The sequence below is a fragment of the Sorangium sp. So ce176 genome, assembly GCF_051519835.1.
Classification (GTDB): domain Bacteria; phylum Myxococcota_A; class Polyangia; order Polyangiales; family Polyangiaceae; genus Sorangium; species Sorangium cellulosum_G.
Genome location: NZ_CP150371.1, coordinates 11,274,656 through 11,291,880, shown reverse-complemented (window position 1 = coordinate 11,291,880; position 17,225 = coordinate 11,274,656). Strand labels below are relative to the sequence as shown.

Here is a 17,225-nt window from a genome sequence, read left to right as displayed (position 1 = left end):
CCGGTTCCGGCGGAGCTATGACGAAGACACGGCGAGAGCCGTGTCTTCGTTCTTTGTGACCTGCGCATCTCGGGTGGACGAGACGGCAGCGGGGTGCCCTTGAGCCCGCAGGGGTCGAGGCGGTCGTTCAGGAGCCGCTCGTGGCGAGGAGCTCCCGGGCGTCGTTGATGACCACGGCCCGGCGGATCCAGCGGTCCAGCTCGGCGAGGTCGGTGCTCGCGAGGACGCGCTCCCGCACCTCGGCCGGGACCTCCAGCCCGCGGGCCTCGAGGAAGGCGAGAACGGCCTGCGCCTTGCCCTCCGCTCTCCCCTCTGCCCTCCCCTTCGCCGCGTAGCTGCGCGCGAATTCACTCTGAAACTCGTATCCGGGCTTCATCATCGCCTCCAACGTCCGCCTCGCCGCTGCGTTCAGCGAGGATAGCACCAGATCCCCGTATAAGGCGCGGCGCTCCTGATCGAGCCCGGCTGCCGCCGCCAGGAACGCCACGCCGATCGCCTCTCCAGCCTCCTCCTGCCCGTGCGCCATGGCCGAGAGCACGACCACCTCGGGCGCCGCCTTCGCCTGCTCGGCGTCCGTGACGACCGGGACGCCCTCGGGCCCGAGCACCAGCGGGGTCATGATCCACCCTGGATGGCCCGTGTCGATCGGGCGCGCGCACCACCGCGCGATCGCGGCGTCGGTCGTCACGACCAGCAGCGACGTCGGGCAGCGGTGCCGGGCCCTCGTCTGGATGGCATACAACGGCCAGACGTAGGGCTTGTCCGGGTCCACGCCGAGCTGGACCTCGACGACGATCGCCATCGCGGGCCGCTGCTGCTCGCCGACCAGCAGCACGACGATGACGTCCGCCCGCCGGTCCGAGGGCATGATCTCGGTGAGGTCGGAGGACACGACGCGCGCCTCCGTGAAGGCCGGTACCGGTTGGCCGAGCGCGTCCTTGAGCATCTCGGCGGCCAGCCTCGGCCGGTTCTTGAACAGCTCCACCAGGGCTTCGTGGGTGACTGAGGGCATCGGGTGATCTCTCGGGTGATTACAGCCATGCTGGTTTCTCGAGCAGCGTCCCAGGCTCATGCGGCAGGCCCGCAGGCGCCGAGCAGCCGCCTCCCACCCTGTAAATTCCGGGCAGCTTCCCGGGTCCGTCACGCCGTGTGACCTCCCTGTGCGCCGACGCCGGGGCACGGGGCTCCACGAGAGCCAGTCGGGTAGACGAGAGGAGTCGAGCTCTCGACGTCCTCTGACACCGCTCCGACGCGTCCGACGCGGCGTCCGCCGTATCTCCGGCGCATGCGGCCCTCCGATTCAGCTCAATGGTACCCAGGCGCTCGGAGCGCTGAGGAAGAGGAGCGATGACCGCGGAGGAGGTACGGCGACGCCATGATCCGGGCTGCCCAGGAGCTCGGCCTGCGCGCGCGCTGAGCGCTGTCGACGCCGGCCACGCGGCGGACTACCGACGGCACCATGGCGACGGGCATGTACCGCTTCCGCTTCATCCAGCAACCGGACGAGTGCGCCTGGCGCGCGCGCCTTCGTGACGAGGTAGGCGCGCGGAGATCGAACGAGAGGAACGTCGAGACGTGCTGGCACGGCGACCGAGAGGCGGGGACCCTCGAGGTCCTCTCCATGGACGCGATCGCGCTCGCGTACGCAGCCAAGGTCTGCGTGGAGCTCGGGGGCGAGCCGGCATTGCCGATGCACGCACGCCACGGCCCCATACCGCCCCCGTGGACCGCGACACGCTGGATCGCGATGCCGTGGTGGACGCGGGCGAGAATCTGGTTCGGGCCGACTCGGTGCTAGGCCGGATGTCGCCACGCCGTGTGATCTCCGTGCGCCCGACGTCAGGGCACGGGCGGACCCGATCGCATCTCGCAGACTCGAGGTGCGAGGGCCGACCGGCATCGAGGCCCGCTGAGCTCAGCGGGCCCTCTGGCCGTTGCGGCTCGACTCACACCCCGCGCGGGAAGTCCCCCTGCGGCGGGATGCGAGGGTCCTGCGTCGGATCCGGCGACGGCGGCTCCGGCTGCTCCGGCCCCGGATCCCCCGGGTTCGGCGGCAGCGGGACCTCCTCCTCGCCCCCGGGGACGTCCGTCTTCGCGAGCTCATGCATGCGGCTGTTCATGGCGACCTCTCTCCGTTCTCTTTCTGCTGGTCTCTGTCGGTTTCTTTCCTCGCCTCCGACTGCATGGCTGCAATTTTCAAGCCACACCGCACCCCCAGCCCCCTCCTTGACGCCCCGCCCCGGCATCCGTGATCTCCAACAGGCGCCCGTGCTCTCGATCCGCCACGACCCCTTCCCGCTGGAGGCCGCCCGCGACCTGCTCGGCATCGTGCGCGCGCTCTACGCCGCGGCGCGCGCCCGCGGGGCCACCGTGGCAGATCTCCACGCCATCGCGGCCGTGGGCGACGATCTGCGGCAGGCGATCGCCCTCGCGGAGGCCCACCCGCCCGGCACGCTCGGGTTCTCGTCGGCGTGGACGCGGGCCGAGCGCGCGGCGGGGCGCGTCGGGGAGCTCGCGGACGCGCTCGCGCCCGCCGCGCCGATCGTCCGCGCCGCCATGGCGCGGGTCGGCGGCGGCAACGTCAAGTCCGGGTGAGCGCCCCGGCGCTCCGGGTGAGCGCCCCGGCGATCGGGTGGTCCGGCGGGATCGGCCACGAGAGCGCGCGCGAGGCGGCCGCGCAGTAGCCAGCGAGGCGCTCGCGCGGCACCGCGGCGCGGGAGCCGAGGCGACCGAGGTTGTCGATCAGCAGCTCGAGACAACTGTTGCCCACCCGCTCGCCGACGCCGAGCGCCGTGGCGTGGACCCGCTCGACGCCGCAGGCCACAGCCCAGAGCGCCGCGGCGAGGCCGAGGCCGCGGTCGTTGTGGCCGTGCCAGTCGAGCTCGAGGCGGGGCGCGCCCAGCGCGGCGAGCTCGCGCCGGGCGAACGCGATGAGCGAGGCGACGCCCGGCGGGGTGACGTGGCCCGTCGTGTCGCAGAGGCAGATGCGCGCGGCGCCGCAGTCCACGGCGGCGCGGAAGAGCGTGCGGAGCATGTCGGGCGGCGAGCGGGTCGCGTCCTCGGCCACGAGGCAGAAGGGCAGGCCGGCCGCGGCGGCGGCGCGCGCGGCGTCCTCGACGCTGCGGACCAGGAAATCAGGGCCCCACCCCTCGACGAAATGCCGGATCGGGGAGCTGCCGATGAACGTGTAGACAACGATCGACGCGCCCGTGCGGTCGGCCACGCGCGCGACCTCCTCGACGTCGGCGGCGATCGTGCGCGCGGCGGCGGTCAGGGCGAGCGGGAGCCTCGAGGCGACGATCTCCCGGACGAGCAGGCACGCTTCCTCGAACTGGCGCGGGCCGGCCGCCGGGAGGCCGAGGTTCACGGCGTCGACGCCGATGCCCGCCATCGCGTGGACCAGCTCGACCCGCTGCGCGGGCGACGGGTTCACCGTGGAGACGCCCTGGATGCCGTCGCGCAGCGTCTCGTCGAGCACCTCGACCGGCCGGGCCGCCCGGCCGAGCGGCAGCCACGCGTCGTCCTCCGCGCGAACGGCAGCCCAGCCCTCGGCGAGCAGGCGCCCGAGGGGCGGCGGACGCTCCGCGGGCGCGGGTGCGGACGAGGCGCGGTTCCAGTCGAAGGGGGCCGCGGTGCTGGGATCCCGGCCGTCGCTCATGCGCTGCATGTCAGGGAGGTACTCTCGGCGTGGCGCATGCCCGGCGCGCCGCGTCGAGCCGGCGCGGAGCAGAGGGTACTGCATGTCGGCCTCCGGAGCAGGTCCCGATGAACGGACCCGACGCCGCGCCGCCCTGCCGGCCCGACGCTGTTGTCGACCTCACGCCCCCGGCACGCCCCGGGACCGGACCGCTCTCCGCGCGGAGAGCGACGAGGTCAACGTCGGATGCCGCACGACGAGCGGCAGCGTACGAGGCGCTGGAGGAGCAACCGGCCGCTCCCGCACGCTGCCGCCCAGGAGCTTCGATTCGCGCCCCCCTGAGCGCGGCGCTCGGTCACCGCCGCACCGCCGCGCCGCCGCACCGCCGCACCGCCGCACCGCCGCACCGCCGCACCGCCCCGCCGGCGCACGCGCGGGAGCTCTCCTCGCGACAAGGGCCCTGTCCGGCAGTAGAGTGGCCGCCTTTCCCCCGGAGATGAGACGATGAAGACCGCCGCGCTCCGTTCCGCGCTCGCGCTGGGCTCCCTGCTCCTGACCCTCATCGGGTGCGAGGAAAAGAAACCGACCGCCGCGACAGAGGCGAGCGCGCAAGGCCAGGTCGCGAAGCTCTCTGTCGCTTCGTATGACCCCACCCGCGAGCTCTACCAGGAGCTCAACCCGGCGTTCGAGCGGTGGTACAAGCAGACGACGGGCAAGGACGTCGACGTGGAGACCGACCACGGCCCGTCGGGCAAGCAGGCGCGCGACATCGCGGCAGGCAAGGAGACCGACGTCGCCGCCCTGTCCGTCGACTTCGACATCGACACAATCGCCAAGGCAGGCCTGCTCCCCGCTACCTGGCGCGAGCGCCTGCCGAACGGCTCGGTGCCGTACACGTCGGCCGTCATCTTCCTCGTCCGCAAGGACAATCCAAAGCAGGTGAAGGCCTGGGAGGACCTCGCGCGGCCCGAGGTCGTGTCGCTCTGCCCGGATCCGAAGACAGGCGGCGGGGCGCGCTGGATCTACCTCTCGACGTGGGCGCACGCGGCGCGCAAGGCGAAGGCCGAGGGACGGACGGACGCGGAGGCCGAGGCCACGGCGCGGGAGTTCACCGCGAAGGTGTACGACGACGCCATCCTCGATCCGGCCATGCGCGGCTCGTCGACCCGCTTCATCGTGCAGCGCACGGGAGACGTCCTCTTCGGCTGGGAGAACGAGATACTCCAGATCGCCGCCGACCCGGCGACGGCCGACCAGTTCGAGGTCGTCGTGCCCTCGGACTCGATCACCATCGAGGTCCCCCTCGCTGTCGTCGACAAGGTCGCCGAGCGGCGCGGCGTCAAGGAGATCGCCGAGGCGTACGTGAAGTTCCACTTCTCCGACGAGGGCCAGGAGCTCATCGCGAAGCGCTTCAATCGCCCGTACAGCGAGGCGATCGCGAAGAAGCACGCCGATCGGCTCAAGCCGCTGACGCTGTTCCGGTTCAAGGACCATTTCACCGACTGGCCGACCGTGATGAGCGTCCATTTCGGCCAGGGAGCCGAGCTCGACAAGATGCGGAAGAAATGATGTCGCGCGGCGCGCGCGTGCTCCCCGGCCTCTCGCTCTCCCTCGGCGTCACGGTGCTCTACCTGAGCCTCGTTGTCCTCTTGCCGCTCTCCGCGCTGTTCCTCAGGACGGCGGAGCTCGGCTGGGGGCGGTTCTACGAGGTCGCCACGAGCAGCTGGGTCGCCGCGGCCGTCCGGTTCACCCTGGGCGCCTCGATCCTCGCCGCGCTCCTCAACGTGGTCGTCGGCCTGCTCATCGCGTGGGTGCTCGGCCGCTACACCTTCCCCTTCTCCCGCGCGATCGACGCGGTGATCGACCTGCCCTTCGCGCTGCCCACGGCCGTGGCGGGCATCGCGCTCTCCACGCTCTACGCCGAGACCGGGTTGCTCGGCGGGGCGCTCTCCAGCGTGGGTTTCCGGTACCCGTGGCCCGCGTGGCGCGGGTTCGCGGGCGGGGGATGGCCGCTTGAGTGGACGGTGTACGACAGGATCTCGCTGGCGCCGCTCGGCGTGGTGATCGCGATGGCCTTCGTCGGGCTGCCGTTCGTGGTGCGCACCGTGCAGCCGGTGATCGAGGATCTGAGCCGGGATGTCGAGGAGTCCGCGGCCACGCTCGGCGCCAGCCGACTCCAGATCTTCCGCGCCGTCGTCCTGCCCGAGCTCGCGCCGGCGCTGCTCACGGGGTTCGCGCTGGCGCTCGCGCGTGGCCTTGGCGAGTACGGGTCGGTGATCTTCATCTCGGGCAATCGACCCGACACCGAGATCGCGTCCCAGGTGATCATCAAGATGATCGAGGTGAACGAGACAGGCACCTACGCCGACGCCACCGCGGTGGCGGTGCTGCTGCTCGGGGCGTCGTTCGCGCTCCTCCTCGCGATCAACCTGCTCCAGCGATCCGCCGCGCGCGGCAACGCCGGCAGGGCGGCCGGCTGAGCGCGCCATGAACGCCCGCGGACCGAGGACCTGAGGCGCCAGATGCTCGACGCGCGCTCGCGACCCGACAGGGCGGACACGGCCGGCGACCGGGGCGGCCGGCGGCTGCTGATCGGCCTCTGCGTGCTGCTCGTGGGCGTGTTCCTCGTGCTGCCGCTCGGGGTGGTGTTCTGGCACGCCTTCAGCGAGGGCCTGCGTGCCTACGGACAGGCGGTCTTCGATCGCGCGACCTTCCGCGCCGTGCAGCTCACGCTCCTCACCACGGCCGTCGCGGTGCCGCTCAACACGCTGTTCGGCGTGGCGGCGGCCTGGGCGATCGCCAAGTTCGAGTTCCGGGGCAGGAGCCTGCTGGTCACGCTGATCGACCTGCCGTTCTCGATCTCGCCCGTGGTCGCCGGCCTGTGCTTCGTGCTGCTCTTCGGGGCGAACGGGTTCTTCGGCGCGTTCGTGAACAGGACCTACGAGGTGAGCCTCGGGTTCACGAGCCTCGAGGTGTCGACGAGGGTCATCTTCGCCCTGCCGGGCATCGTGCTCGCCACGGTGTTCATCACCTTCCCGTTCGTCGCGCGCGAGCTCATCCCGCTGATGCAGGCCCAAGGGACCGAGGACGAGCAGGTCGCCCGCGTCCTCGGCGCGAGCGGGTGGCAGATCTTCTGGCGCGTCACGCTGCCCAACATCCGCTGGGGGTTGCTCTACGGGGTGATCCTGTGCACCGCCCGGGCGATGGGCGAGTTCGGCGCCGTGTACGTTGTCTCGGCGGGGTCGTCCGATCAGGTGACGCTGCCGCTCCACGTGGAGCGCGTCTATTACGCCAACATGGTGCGGGTCATGCCCGCGTTCGCCGTCGCGAGCCTCCTCGCCGGCGTGTCGGTGTTCACGCTCGCCGTGAAGGCGGCGGTGGAGTGGCGGTTCAAGGGCGAGCTGAAGAAGAAGGACGGCGGGTAGAGGCCACCTCCGCTCGGCGCCGAGCCCGATCGATCGCGCGGCGGACGACGGCGCCTGCTGGGCGCCAGCGTGAGGAAACCGCAACGGAGGCCTGGAATTCGGCGGCGCGGATCTCGAGCGCCGGGAGCCGGGCCGACGACGTCGAGCGGCCAGCGCGAGCGCGTGCGCCGAATGCTACTTGCTGGCGACCCCGAACGGGCAGGGAGACTTCGCGCACCCGACGCCCTCGCCATCGACAGCCCGCCGTCACGCCCACGTGACCCCACAAGCCCACAAGCATCGTTCTGGCGGGCGTGAGGGGCTGGAGGCGCCGCAGGACATGGTCTATCTTCGTGAGTCCGCCGCTCGGCCGCCGCGAGGCGCCGAGGCCGCTCCACCGTCCCGATGGCCGCCCAAGAGGAGGGCTCTCCCATGCGGATCGCGTTGATCTCGGACATCCACGGCAACGAAGTGGCGCTCAGGGCCGTGATGGCCAGCATCCAGGCGGCCGGCGTCGATCAGGTGATCTGCCTCGGGGACGTCGCGACGCTGGGCCCGCGACCGGGGGCGATCCTGGACATGCTGCGGGAGCTCGGGTGCCCGTGCATCCTCGGGAACCACGATGAGTTCATGCTGGATCCCGGGCTGATCCGCACCTACACCGAGGCGACGATCGTCGTCGACGCCGTCGACTGGTGCCGCGACCAGCTCTCGGAGGACGACCTCGGCTTCCTGCGCACGTTCCAGGCGCGCCTGGAGATCCCGCTCGACGCGCGCTCGACGCTCCTCCTGTTCCACGGCTCGCCCCGGTCTCACATGGAAGACCTGCTCTCGGACACGCCGCCCGAGGAGCTCGACCGCCGCCTCGCGGGCCACGCGGCGACGGTGATGGCCGGCGGGCACACGCACGTTCAGATGCTCCGCCAGCACCGCGGCACGCTCCTCGTGAACCCGGGGAGCGTCGGGCTCCCCTTCAAGGAGTACGCGAACGGCGGGCCGCCGACGCTGCTGCACCACGCCGAGTACGCCACCGTCGAGGCGCGCGGCGGCGCGATCAACGTCAGCCTGCACCGGGTCCCTGTCGACAGGGACGCGCTCCGCGCGGCCGTGAAGGCGTGCGACAACCCGATGCGCGGGGCGCTGCTGCAGCAGTACGCCTGAGAGAGCGCGGCCGGACAGAGCGTCGGTGACCGCCAGGACGGCATTCCAGGCGCGGTAGGGGACCATCACGACCTCGAGCTGCTCGGAGATACGTTGTCTGGCCGGCTCCGCTGGCTGAAACGCCGGGAGATGGCGACCCACGCCGCTGCGCCCCGGGACGCCGGAGCCGGCCATCCGCCTGGGATCCGGTGTTCTGGCTCCCCCGACCGCTGGCTGGACCACGGCGCGCTTCGCTCCGCCCACGCCGGAGCGCATGCGCCGCCCGCGCCGGAGCGCACGCGCCGCTCCGGCGTGGCGGCCGCGGCGACGCCGGCGTGCGACCAGGCGCGGCGATCTGGTAGCCTCGTTCGTGCGAGCCGACCGGAGCGCGCCGAGGAGCGATGGAGTCCCGATGACCAGATACGAACAGATCAAGCTGTCTTACGAGGCGTCCAAGGCGGCGATCGGCCAGGTCGCCGAGGAGCTCTTGCACTGGATATACGAGCTCCGCGACCACATGGCCTGGCCGAGGGACAAGTGGACGCTCAACCGGATCGCCGGGGATGCCCACGCCAACGGGCTGCTGCAACGGTTCGTCGTCGAGAATCAGCCCGGCGTCGGTGATGTCCTGAAATGCCAGGTGTCGCTCACCGTCGAGGACGAGCAGCCGTTCACCGTCGACTTCTTCGCGGTCGGCAGGACCGACAGGGGCCTGCTCGTCGTCCTCGTCGGCGAGGAGCAGATCACCATCACCAAGGGCTCGCCCGACGTCTTCTTCGAGAAGGCCATGGAGCACATCCGCCAGCAGGCGCGCCGCGTCGGCAAGGCGCGCCGCGTGGGCGCCCCCATCCCGCATCGCCCCGCGTAGCCGCCCGCGCGGCCGACCCGCAGGCGCTCAGGCGAGCGCCGCAACGGCCGCCGCCCGACCCACCGCAACGGCTGGCGATCGACCAGCCGCCCGCTGCCGCTGACGCTCGGCCCGGGCAGCTTGCACGAACGAAACCCGCCCGGACTCGAATGAAAGCTCCGCGCCCCGCGCCGCATGCGCAAGCCCACGGATCTTCATCAGGAAGGTCCTGGCCCATCTCCTGCTATTACCGATGGCAGAGCGCCTGAGGGACGGTTCCCCCCCCACCGTCGGACGGGCGCTCTTTTTTCTTTTTGTGCGCCGCGCGCCGGTCACGGCGAGACGCAGGGCACGCTCGGCACCGCGTCCACCGAGAGCAGCGACGGGAGCCACCGCCGCAGCACCAGCGGGACCATGGCGTCGTGCGGCATGGGCTCCGTCGGGTGGAGGTGCTCGAGCTCGCGGAGGACGCCCGGCGCGGCGGGGTGCGCCTCGATCCCGCGCTGGAACGCGCGGCGGAAGTCGGCGAAAGGCCGGCGGGCCCACGTCAGCGTCTGCCACGACACGACGACATGCGTTGTCGGCGGAGATTGCGCGAAGGGGAGCGCGATGTCGGCGTCCATGCACGTGTCGATCACGAGCGCCGCGTGCGCCGGGGGGGACGCGCGCAGGGCGGTCGCGATGCCGCCCGCGGCGTTGCAGCCGCCGCCGGAGTGGCCGGCGACGATCACGCGCGCGCTGTCGACGGTCGCGACGCCGCGAAGCCGCGCGGCGGTGGCGTCGAGGAACGCGTCCATGTCGAAGGCAGGCCAGCTCGTCCGCGCGACGGCGACCGCCGCCGGCAGCACGGCGCTCGGCGCCGCGACAAGGATCGGCGGGATCTGCCCCGCCTCCATGAGCTGCGCCGCGATCCGGCGGACGTCGCCCTCCTGGCCGCCGCCCATCCAGCGGTGCTTGATCTGCGCCGCGTTGGTCCCGTGCAGGAACACGAGGATCGGCAGCGGCCGCGCGGGATCCGCGGCCGCCAGGCGGTGCACGAACGCGCGCCCCAGCCAGCGCTGCTCCGGCGGCACCGCGGGCGCGGCGGCGCCGCCCGCCGGCGCGGGCGGGCGCTCGTAGTCGTACGTCGCGCCGTCGAGGGGCCCCGCGGGCGCCCTCGACGCCGGCGCGGCCGGCACCGGCGCGGGCCTCGGCTGCGCGCCGGCAGGGCCCGGAAAGCAGCCCGCCGCGAGCCCCGCCGCCGCCGCGAGGACGCTCGCCGACGCCCGGAGGGCGCGCGCACACCCGCGGGGGCCGGCCGCGATCACGGCTGCTCCTGCGCCGGCCCTGGACCGCCGGCGTCCGGCGCGGCGCTCGCGTCGCGCTGGATCGTGCGCTTCCGCTCGAAGTTCCGGGCCGGGTCGACCACCTTGACCTCGCCGAAGCGGCTCAGCATCGGGCCGATCACCTGGGCGTCGCCCGAGACGACGACCACGGCGCGCGCCGGCCGCACGTGGTCCGCCGCGACCTTGCCGGCGAGGGCCGGCGTCATGTCGCGCAGCTCCTTGCGGAGGCCGTCGTGGTGGTCGTCCGGCAGATCGAGCACCTGCATGCCGGCGATCTCGTCCGCGAGCCCCGCGGCCGTGCCGATGCCGAGGCCGACGCCGGCCGACATCCGGCGCGCCGCCGCCTCGGTCTCCTCCTCCGACGGCGTCGTTGTCGCGAGCTGCTCCGCCTGGTCGAGCATCGCCTGCGCGGCGAGGCCCGTGCGCGCCGCCGGCACGACGGCGTGCACGACGAGCGGGACGGGCCCGTGCGCGACGTCGATCGTGGCCGCGGACGCCGCGCGCGCCGCCCCGCGCGGCTCGAGGAGCTCCCGGGGCAGGCGCCCCGAGGGGCCGCCGAGCACCTGGCCCGCGACAGCGAGCGCGGGCCACTCGGGGGCGCCGCGCTCGGGGCCGAGCACGCCGAGGAAGACCTCGCTCTCCGCGCTCTTCGGGCGATCGATGATCGTGATCTTGAGCGACCCGCGCGGCATCGGCTCCGTGAACGAGAGCGACGGCGGCTCGCCGGCGCGGCGATCGGGGAACGCCTTCTCCACCGCGGCGCGCGCGGCCTCGGGCGTCGTGTCGCCCGCCACGACGACGACGGTGTTCTTCGGGACGTACCACGCCGCGTGGAACGCGCGGCAGTCGGCGGCGGTGATCTTCGGCAGCTCCGCCGCTGTCGCGCCGAACGAGCTGTACGGGTGCAGCTCGGTCGGGAGCACGTAGAGGTCGCGGAAGAGGATCATCTGCGCGCCCCAGCGGGCGTCGTTCTGGGCGCGATCCCGCGCCGCCTCGACGGCGCGCGCCTTCACCTTGGCGAGCTCCGCGGCGTCGAGGCGCGGCCGCTGCACGACGAGCCCGAGCAGCTCGATCGCCTCGGCGAGGCGCTCCCGCGTCGTGCGCAGCCCGATCACTGTCGCGTCGAGGCCGGTGTCCACCCACAGCGAGGCGCCGAGCGACTCGAGACGCGCGAGCACCTCGCGGCCGGGGAAGCCGCCGGCGCCGCCGTGCAGCAGGAGCTGGCCCGTCAGCGCGGCGAGCCCGGTGCGCTCGCCGTCGGCCGACGAGCCGCCGCGGACGACCACGCGGACCTCCACCAGCGGCAGCGCGCCGCTCACGGCCGTGGCGACGCGCAGGCCGCCCGGGAGCTCGGCCCACGCGATCGCGGGCATGCGCGCGGGCCGCGCGGGCCCGGAGGGCGGGGGCTGCTCCCGGCGCGCGGCCTCGGGCGCCGGCGCCCCCGGCGCGCCCTTCGCGGGCGCGCTGCTGGCCGGCGCGGGCGATCGCGCCGGCGGCGCGGCGGGGGCGCAGCCGCACACGGCCGCGGCGAGCGCCGCCGCGGTCCAGGAGAGCCAGGGGCGCGCCGTCCGTCGCGCGCCCCGCTCGCGTCGCTTGCTTCGCTCGCTCATCGGATCGTCTCTCGTCGTCGCTCTCCGCGCCTCTTTCGGCGTCGCTCCCGGCGCCTCTTTCAACGTCACTTCTTCCTCGGCTTCGCCGGCTTCGCCGGCTTCTTCTTCGGCGCCGCCCGGGCCGGCGCGCCGCGCGCCTTGGCCGACCCCTTGGCCGGCGCGGCCTTCTCCGCGCCCTTGCCGGGCGCCGCCTGCGCCTCGGCGCGCGCGCCGCCGCCGGCCCGGGCGGGCGCCCGCGGCGGGGCCGCGCCCGGGGTCGCGGGCGGGTAGGTCTCGACGATCGTCCGGCGCGTCGGGCCGAGGTGCTCGCGCGCGACGCGCTGCACGTCCTCCCGGGTCACCGCGAAGCTGCGGGCGAGCTCCCCGTTCAGGTGGGCGGCGTCCCCGAAGAGCAGCTCGTGCTCGCCGAGCGCGCGCGCCCGCGCGGCCGGGTCCGCGACGCGCGCCACGAACGCCGACTCGAGGAGCCGGCGCGCCCTCGTCAGCTCGGCCTGCGACGGCCCCGCCGTCGCGAGCGCCCGGATCTCGCCCTCGATCAGCTTCTCGACGTCGCCGACGCGGGCGCCCTCGGCGAGCCGCACGTCGATCGAGAACAGATCCGGCCCGCGGAGATCGCCGGTCGCGACCCGCACCGACCGCGCGACCGCCTTGTCGCGGACGAGGAGCGCCTCGAGGCGCGAGCTCTCGCCGCGGCCGAGCAGCGCGGCCACGATCGCGAGCGCGTCGTGATCCGGGTGCGATCGCGGCGGGACGGCCCAGCCGTACAGGATGGCCGGGGCGCGGGCGGCGCCGTCCCGCACGACGGCGGTGCGCTGGCTGGTCTGCTCGGGGAACGGCGCGTCCTTGAACGGCGCGGCGTCGACGGCGGGGATGCCGTCGAAGTACTTGCGCACGAGCTCCATCGCCTCGCCGGGGTCGAAGCCGCCGGCGATCGAGAGCACCGCCCGGTTCGGGCCGTAGTGGGCCGCGTGGAAGTCGCGGGCCCAGGAGATCTCCGCGCCGGCGAGGTCGTCCGCGTCGCCGATCTCCGGGTGCTCGTGGGGCCAGTAGCCCTGGAACACGAGCGCCTGGAGCCGGATCGGGCCCTGGCCGTAGGCGGCGCCGAGGAGCGCGCCGCGGCGCTCCTGCGCCTCCTTGCGCTGCGCCTCGAACGCCTGCGCGCTCAGATCGGGCGCCCGCATGCGGTCGGCCTCGAGCCACAGCGCGAGCGCGAGCTCGTTCGCGGGCAGCGCCTCCGCGTAGGTCGTGCGGTCGACGCCCGCCTCGGCCGCGAGCTCGCCGCCGCGCTCGGCGACGAGGCGCTGGTGCTCGCCCGCGGGCACGTTGCGGCTGCCCCGCGCCATCATGCCCATCACGAGGCGCGCGACGCCGCTCCTGCCGCTCGGCTCGTCGCGCGAGCCCGCGTCGTATGTCACGGCCACCGCGACGGTGGGCGAGCCCTTGTCGGGGCTCATCACGACGCGCAGCCCGTTCTGGAGCGTTGCCCGCTCGACGGGGAGCGCGAGCGCTAGCGGGGCTTCGGCCGGGGGCGCCGCGGCGCGCCTCGGCGCGGCGGTGGCGCGCTGCGGGCGCGCGGCGCCCCGCGCCGGCGCGCGGTCGCGGGGCGGCGGCGCCGCGGCGGCGGGGCACGGCGCGCCTGCGCTCAGCAGGCCGAGCGCCGCGAGCCCGGCCACGACGGCGCGGCGGAGCGAGGTTCGGATCACGATCGTCGACACGGCAAGGCGATAGCACGTCGCCGGCCGGGCGCGCGCGGCGAGGCGCGGCGGCGCGGCGCGGCGCGGTGCGCGCGATGCGTCACGCGGCTTCACGCTGCCGGCCGACTCGCGTAGGCTCACGCCCCGCAGCCGCGAGAGGCCGCGAGCGCGCGCGGAGCGTGGCCCCGAGCGCAGAGAGAACCGCCGATGCCCGACGTTCAAAACCTGATGAGAGCCGTTGTCGGAACGCTCGTCTTCGTCATCCTGGGGCTCATCGTCTTCCTGCTGGCGTTCGTGATCATCACGAAGCTCACCCCCTTCTCCATCCGCAAGGAGATCGAGGAGGACCAGAACACGGCGCTCGCTATCGTGATCGGCTCGGTGATCCTGGGCCTCGCCTGGATCATCTCCGCGGCCATCCACGGCTGACGCGCGGGTCTCGGCGTGGCCACGGCCGGGCCCGACCTCCTCGGCGCGCTGCCGGCCGGGCAGGGCGGCGGCGCCCGCGGCGCCTTCCTGTGGGGCCGCGGCGTCGACCTCGCTGTCTTCGGCGGCTCCGCGGCAGTCGCGCTCGCCCTCGCGGCGCTCTCGGCGGGCGGCGCGCTCCCGGCGTGGGGCTTCCTGCTGTTCGTTGTCGGCGTCGACGTGGCCCACGTGCACACGACGCTCTTCCGCACGTACCTCGATCGCGAGGAGCTCCGCCGCCACCCCGCGCTCTACGCCGCCGTGCCGCTCGCCTGCTACGCCATCGGCGTCGCGCTGCACCTCGCCTCCGAGCTGACCTTCTGGCGCGCGCTCGCCTACGCCGCCGTGATCCACTTCGTCCGCCAGCAGGTCGGGTGGGTCGCGATCTACCGAGCGCTCGCCGGCGAGCGCTCGCGCGTCGATCGCGTCCTCGACGGCGCGCTGATCTACGCGGCGACGGGCTGGCCGCTCCTCTACTGGCACGCGCACCCGCCGCGCGCGTTCCAGTGGTTCGTGGACGGCGACTTCGTGAGCGCCCCCTGGCTCGCGGCCGCGGTGGGCCCGCTCGGCGCCGTGTACGCCGCGCTCGCCGTCGCCTACGTCGCCCGCGCGTTCCACAGCGCGCGCGCCGCCCGCGCGCCGCTCAACCTCGGCAAGCACGTGGTCGTCGCGACGACCGCGGCGACGTGGTACGTCGGCATCGTCGCGACCGACAGCGACTTCCAGTTCACGGTCACCAACGTGATCGTCCACGGGGTGCCGTACATGGCGCTCGTGTTCGCCTACGCGCGGGAGCGCGCCGTCGAGGCGCCCCGGTCGCTGCTGGCGCGGCTGCTCGCCGGCGGGCTCCTCGCCTTCCTCGGGATCGCGCTCGCGCTGGCGTTCGTCGAGGAGATGCTCTGGGACCGCCTCGTCTGGCACGACCGGCCGGAGCTCTTCGGCGGCGCGGTGGACGAGCCGCTCCTCGGCCCCCGCGCGCGGGCGCTGCTCGTGCCGCTGCTCGCGCTCCCGCAGGCGACGCATTACATGCTCGACGCGGTGGTGTGGCGCCGTCGCCATACCGGCCCCGCCCAGGCGCGCGCGCTCGGGTTCCGGTCCGGCGGCGGAGGCGCCGGGCGCGGCGCGGGACGCAGCGGACGCGCCGCAGACGGCGGGAGCGGCGCGGGCGGCGGGGGCGTGATGCGCGCGCCGCAGCGCTCGGCGAACCGAGAGGCTTGACCCGCGGCGCAAGTCCCGTAACCCTCGACGCTTCGCATGGCTTCGCTCGCGGCGCCCGTGCTTCCGCCACGCCCCTCGCCTCTCCGCTCGGCGCGGAGCGGCGCCGCCCCGCGCAGCCCGGACCATGGATCCGGAGAAGTTCCGGAGATGCTCGGCGCATGCAATGCGTGCAAGGCGTCCGCCTGCTATCGCTTCTGCATGCTTGCGCTGTCTGGAAGAGGTGACAGAGATGAGTGAACCACGGCCAACCGACGGGCCCAACGCGCCACGTCTGACGCCGATCCCCCCGAATCCGCGCGCCCCCGTCCTCCTCGTCGACGACGACGCCGAGCTCCGCGAGATGCTCCGCGAGATGCTCGAATCAGCGGGCTACGATGTCTACTGCGCCAGCAACGGTAAGGAGGCCCTCGATCTGCTGCACCAGGTGGACCCGCCGCCTGGGCTCATCCTGCTCGATCTGATGATGCCGATCATGACCGGCGAGGAGATGCTCGCCGCGCTGAAGCAGGTGCACGCGCTCGCCGCGATCCCGGTGACGATCGTCTCCGGGCACGACGGCCCGCCCGAGGGCGCTGCCTACCTGAAGAAGCCCGTCGATTTCGGGGCGCTGCTCGGCGTGGTCCAGAAGACCTGCGGCTAGCTTCGACCTCGCTGATCGAACGTTCGATCAGGGTTGCTCTTCCACGACATCCACAGATCTCCATCGACCTCGACAGGCGCCCACGCGCCGCGGACCGCCTCGACCGGTCGAGGGCCGTGATGGGCGGCGCGCGGCCGGCCGAGCTCTTCCGTCGCCGGGCCGGGACGGCTCAGGCCACCTGCGAAGCGCCATCGCGCGGCGCGGACCCGGCGCCGGCCGCGTCGCCGCGCAGCTCGCGCGGCGACGGCGAGCTGGGGGCCATCGTCGCGAACGCCAGGAGCCCCACGACGGTCAGCAGGAGCGCCAGCGCGAACGCCGCGGCGAGGAACAGGATGCCGAGCGACGCGCGGTCCGCCCCGCCTCCGCCTGCGCCCTGATCCGGGTCTTCGTCGCGTCGCTCCGGCTCTTCCACGCCCTGGCCCTCCGCTCGGTGTTTGTGCTTACCGCCTTGCGGTAGAACGCGCAATGGACGCGGAGAGGACCTCCGACGAGCGGCTTCGTTCATCGAGCGTGGCAGCGTCCCGAGCGGACTCGCCTGTCCGGACATTGTCTGTCCGGTGGGGCCATCGCCGTTCGCCTCCGACGGCGATAGGTTCGCCTCCCCGGAGGGCGCGCGAATGGCAGAGAGCCGCACCAGCGACGAGGTGGAGAAGAGCGGACAGGCGAGCTCCGATCGTCTGTGGATCCTTGTCAACGCGAATCCCCCTGAGTCGACGTCAGGCGTCGTGAGCGGCCGACGCCCGCGGGAAACCGTGGTGGTGCGTGACGGCGACAACCTCCTCGTCAGCGTCGATGTGGGCAGAGGCTCGGCGCTGTCCGTGCCCTTCAAGACGGTAGAGCTCGGCTGCTCCCAGGCGACGCTCATCGTGCGGCTCGCCGCCGCCTCGACGCCGTGCGCCGGCTGCGTCGACGAGCGCCTCGCCGGGGCGGCTCGGGAGATCGGCGGCCTCGACGCGGAGCGCGTCTTCCGCGCGGTCCGCGCCGCGATCGACGCCTGTGCGGCGCGCGCGCACGGCGAGCGGCCGTGCAGCGTCGCCGACGCGGGCGGATCTCCCGAGAGCGCGGGTCCGCGGTCGAGCGGCGCGCTCCGCCTGGCGCCCGCCAACGGGCCCCACGTGCCCGCGGGGAGCGCGCTTCCGGCGGACACGGACATCGACGTCATCCTGATCATCTGAATCGGGCTCGTCGCGCGTCCCAGCTCGCCCAGGTCTCCGTACCTCGTCGCGCGAGAGGGCTTCCGGGCTG

18 protein-coding genes are annotated in these 17,225 nt (G+C 73.7%); 11 read left to right on the top strand and 7 right to left on the bottom strand.

Annotated features, from left to right (window positions below; all coding sequences use genetic code 11):
- Nucleotides 1-127 precede the first annotated feature (127 nt).
- Entirely contained in the window at nt 128-1,012 is an 885-nt protein-coding gene (locus WMF42_RS42655) for a hypothetical protein (RefSeq protein WP_437688923.1), read from the bottom strand.
- A gap of 447 nt (nt 1,013-1,459) precedes the next feature.
- Between WMF42_RS42655 and WMF42_RS42650 the strand changes: the two genes are divergently transcribed.
- Entirely contained in the window at nt 1,460-1,798 is a 339-nt protein-coding gene (locus tag WMF42_RS42650) for a hypothetical protein (RefSeq protein ID WP_437688904.1), read from the top strand.
- Nucleotides 1,799-1,946: 148 nt separating this feature from the next.
- Here the strand turns inward: WMF42_RS42650 and WMF42_RS42645 are convergent, their stop codons facing one another.
- Nucleotides 1,947-2,120, bottom strand: coding sequence for a hypothetical protein (locus WMF42_RS42645; RefSeq protein WP_155797972.1), 174 nt, complete (start codon nt 2,118-2,120; stop codon nt 1,947-1,949).
- A gap of 148 nt (nt 2,121-2,268) precedes the next feature.
- Between WMF42_RS42645 and WMF42_RS42640 the strand changes: the two genes are divergently transcribed.
- Nucleotides 2,269-2,595, top strand: a complete 327-nt coding sequence (locus WMF42_RS42640; protein WP_061605631.1) for a hypothetical protein — start codon at nt 2,269-2,271, stop codon at nt 2,593-2,595.
- Here the strand turns inward: WMF42_RS42640 and WMF42_RS42635 are convergent.
- Nucleotides 2,582-3,667 (bottom strand): 2-isopropylmalate synthase, encoded by a 1,086-nt coding sequence (locus tag WMF42_RS42635; RefSeq protein ID WP_437688902.1) that lies wholly within the window; start codon nt 3,665-3,667, stop codon nt 2,582-2,584. The genes WMF42_RS42640 and WMF42_RS42635 overlap by 14 nt on opposite strands.
- A 474-nt stretch (nt 3,668-4,141) precedes the next feature.
- Between WMF42_RS42635 and WMF42_RS42630 the strand changes: the two genes are divergently transcribed.
- The 5 genes from WMF42_RS42630 to WMF42_RS42610 all read left to right on the top strand — a co-directional run bounded on the left by WMF42_RS42630 (nt 4,142) and on the right by WMF42_RS42610 (nt 9,049).
- Nucleotides 4,142-5,206 (top strand): sulfate ABC transporter substrate-binding protein, encoded by a 1,065-nt coding sequence (locus WMF42_RS42630; RefSeq protein ID WP_437688900.1) that lies wholly within the window; start codon nt 4,142-4,144, stop codon nt 5,204-5,206.
- On the top strand, nt 5,206-6,117 hold the full coding sequence (locus tag WMF42_RS42625) for an ABC transporter permease (protein WP_437694432.1): 912 nt from the start codon (nt 5,206-5,208) through the stop codon (nt 6,115-6,117). The genes WMF42_RS42630 and WMF42_RS42625 overlap by 1 nt, the downstream gene beginning before the upstream one ends.
- Before the next feature lie 42 nt (nt 6,118-6,159).
- Nucleotides 6,160-7,062 (top strand): sulfate ABC transporter permease subunit CysW, encoded by a 903-nt coding sequence (gene cysW, locus WMF42_RS42620; protein WP_434044349.1) that lies wholly within the window; start codon nt 6,160-6,162, stop codon nt 7,060-7,062.
- 411 nt (nt 7,063-7,473) lie between these two features.
- Complete coding sequence (locus WMF42_RS42615; protein ID WP_434044348.1) at nt 7,474-8,202, top strand: metallophosphoesterase family protein; 729 nt, start codon at nt 7,474-7,476, stop codon at nt 8,200-8,202.
- 391 nt (nt 8,203-8,593) lie between these two features.
- Entirely contained in the window at nt 8,594-9,049 is a 456-nt protein-coding gene (locus WMF42_RS42610; protein ID WP_061611425.1) for a hypothetical protein, read from the top strand.
- Nucleotides 9,050-9,360: 311 nt separating this feature from the next.
- Here WMF42_RS42610 and WMF42_RS42605 read toward each other — a convergent pair whose 3' ends face one another.
- From WMF42_RS42605 to WMF42_RS42595, 3 genes are all read right to left on the bottom strand, one after another.
- On the bottom strand, nt 9,361-10,335 hold the full coding sequence (locus WMF42_RS42605) for a hypothetical protein (RefSeq protein WP_437688897.1): 975 nt from the start codon (nt 10,333-10,335) through the stop codon (nt 9,361-9,363).
- Nucleotides 10,332-11,963 (bottom strand): M16 family metallopeptidase, encoded by a 1,632-nt coding sequence (locus tag WMF42_RS42600; protein ID WP_437688896.1) that lies wholly within the window; start codon nt 11,961-11,963, stop codon nt 10,332-10,334. The genes WMF42_RS42605 and WMF42_RS42600 overlap by 4 nt, the downstream gene beginning before the upstream one ends.
- A gap of 65 nt (nt 11,964-12,028) precedes the next feature.
- Entirely contained in the window at nt 12,029-13,678 is a 1,650-nt protein-coding gene (locus WMF42_RS42595) for a M16 family metallopeptidase (RefSeq protein ID WP_437688895.1), read from the bottom strand.
- Nucleotides 13,679-13,864: 186 nt separating this feature from the next.
- Between WMF42_RS42595 and WMF42_RS42590 the strand changes: the two genes are divergently transcribed.
- The 3 genes from WMF42_RS42590 (at nt 13,865) to WMF42_RS42580 (ending at nt 15,980) form a co-directional block, all read left to right on the top strand.
- Nucleotides 13,865-14,086: a DUF350 domain-containing protein gene (locus WMF42_RS42590; protein WP_061612093.1), complete on the top strand. Its 222-nt coding sequence runs from the start codon at nt 13,865-13,867 to the stop codon at nt 14,084-14,086.
- A 15-nt stretch (nt 14,087-14,101) separates the two neighbouring features.
- Nucleotides 14,102-15,340 (top strand): hypothetical protein, encoded by a 1,239-nt coding sequence (locus WMF42_RS42585; RefSeq protein WP_437688893.1) that lies wholly within the window; start codon nt 14,102-14,104, stop codon nt 15,338-15,340.
- A gap of 229 nt (nt 15,341-15,569) precedes the next feature.
- Nucleotides 15,570-15,980, top strand: a complete 411-nt coding sequence (locus WMF42_RS42580) for a response regulator (protein ID WP_061613001.1) — start codon at nt 15,570-15,572, stop codon at nt 15,978-15,980.
- Nucleotides 15,981-16,149: 169 nt separating this feature from the next.
- On the opposite strand, the gene WMF42_RS42575 is transcribed toward WMF42_RS42580, so the two are convergent.
- Nucleotides 16,150-16,392: a hypothetical protein gene (locus WMF42_RS42575; RefSeq protein WP_437688891.1), complete on the bottom strand. Its 243-nt coding sequence runs from the start codon at nt 16,390-16,392 to the stop codon at nt 16,150-16,152.
- 205 nt (nt 16,393-16,597) lie between these two features.
- Here WMF42_RS42575 and WMF42_RS42570 point away from each other — a divergent pair, with 205 nt between their 5' ends.
- A complete protein-coding gene (locus WMF42_RS42570; RefSeq protein WP_437688889.1) occupies nt 16,598-17,155 on the top strand; it encodes a hypothetical protein in 558 nt (185 codons plus the stop codon).
- Nucleotides 17,156-17,225 lie beyond the last annotated feature (70 nt).

What these genes read in the sequence shown, in the direction of transcription:
- WMF42_RS42655 (WP_437688923.1), bottom strand. Translation starts at nt 1,012, where the DNA reads ATGCCCTCAGTCACCCACGAAGCCCTGGTGGAGCTGTTCAAGAACCGG.
- WMF42_RS42650 (WP_437688904.1), top strand. Translation starts at nt 1,460, where the DNA reads ATGGCGACGGGCATGTACCGCTTCCGCTTCATCCAGCAACCGGACGAG.
- WMF42_RS42645 (WP_155797972.1), bottom strand. Translation starts at nt 2,120, where the DNA reads ATGAACAGCCGCATGCATGAGCTCGCGAAGACGGACGTCCCCGGGGGC.
- WMF42_RS42635 (WP_437688902.1), bottom strand. Translation starts at nt 3,667, where the DNA reads ATGCAGCGCATGAGCGACGGCCGGGATCCCAGCACCGCGGCCCCCTTC.
- WMF42_RS42630 (WP_437688900.1), top strand. Translation starts at nt 4,142, where the DNA reads ATGAAGACCGCCGCGCTCCGTTCCGCGCTCGCGCTGGGCTCCCTGCTC.
- WMF42_RS42625 (WP_437694432.1), top strand. Translation starts at nt 5,206, where the DNA reads ATGTCGCGCGGCGCGCGCGTGCTCCCCGGCCTCTCGCTCTCCCTCGGC.
- cysW (WP_434044349.1), top strand. Translation starts at nt 6,160, where the DNA reads ATGCTCGACGCGCGCTCGCGACCCGACAGGGCGGACACGGCCGGCGAC.
- WMF42_RS42615 (WP_434044348.1), top strand. Translation starts at nt 7,474, where the DNA reads ATGCGGATCGCGTTGATCTCGGACATCCACGGCAACGAAGTGGCGCTC.
- WMF42_RS42610 (WP_061611425.1), top strand. Translation starts at nt 8,594, where the DNA reads ATGACCAGATACGAACAGATCAAGCTGTCTTACGAGGCGTCCAAGGCG.
- WMF42_RS42600 (WP_437688896.1), bottom strand. Translation starts at nt 11,963, where the DNA reads ATGAGCGAGCGAAGCAAGCGACGCGAGCGGGGCGCGCGACGGACGGCG.
- WMF42_RS42590 (WP_061612093.1), top strand. Translation starts at nt 13,865, where the DNA reads ATGCCCGACGTTCAAAACCTGATGAGAGCCGTTGTCGGAACGCTCGTC.
- WMF42_RS42580 (WP_061613001.1), top strand. Translation starts at nt 15,570, where the DNA reads ATGAGTGAACCACGGCCAACCGACGGGCCCAACGCGCCACGTCTGACG.
- WMF42_RS42570 (WP_437688889.1), top strand. Translation starts at nt 16,598, where the DNA reads ATGGCAGAGAGCCGCACCAGCGACGAGGTGGAGAAGAGCGGACAGGCG.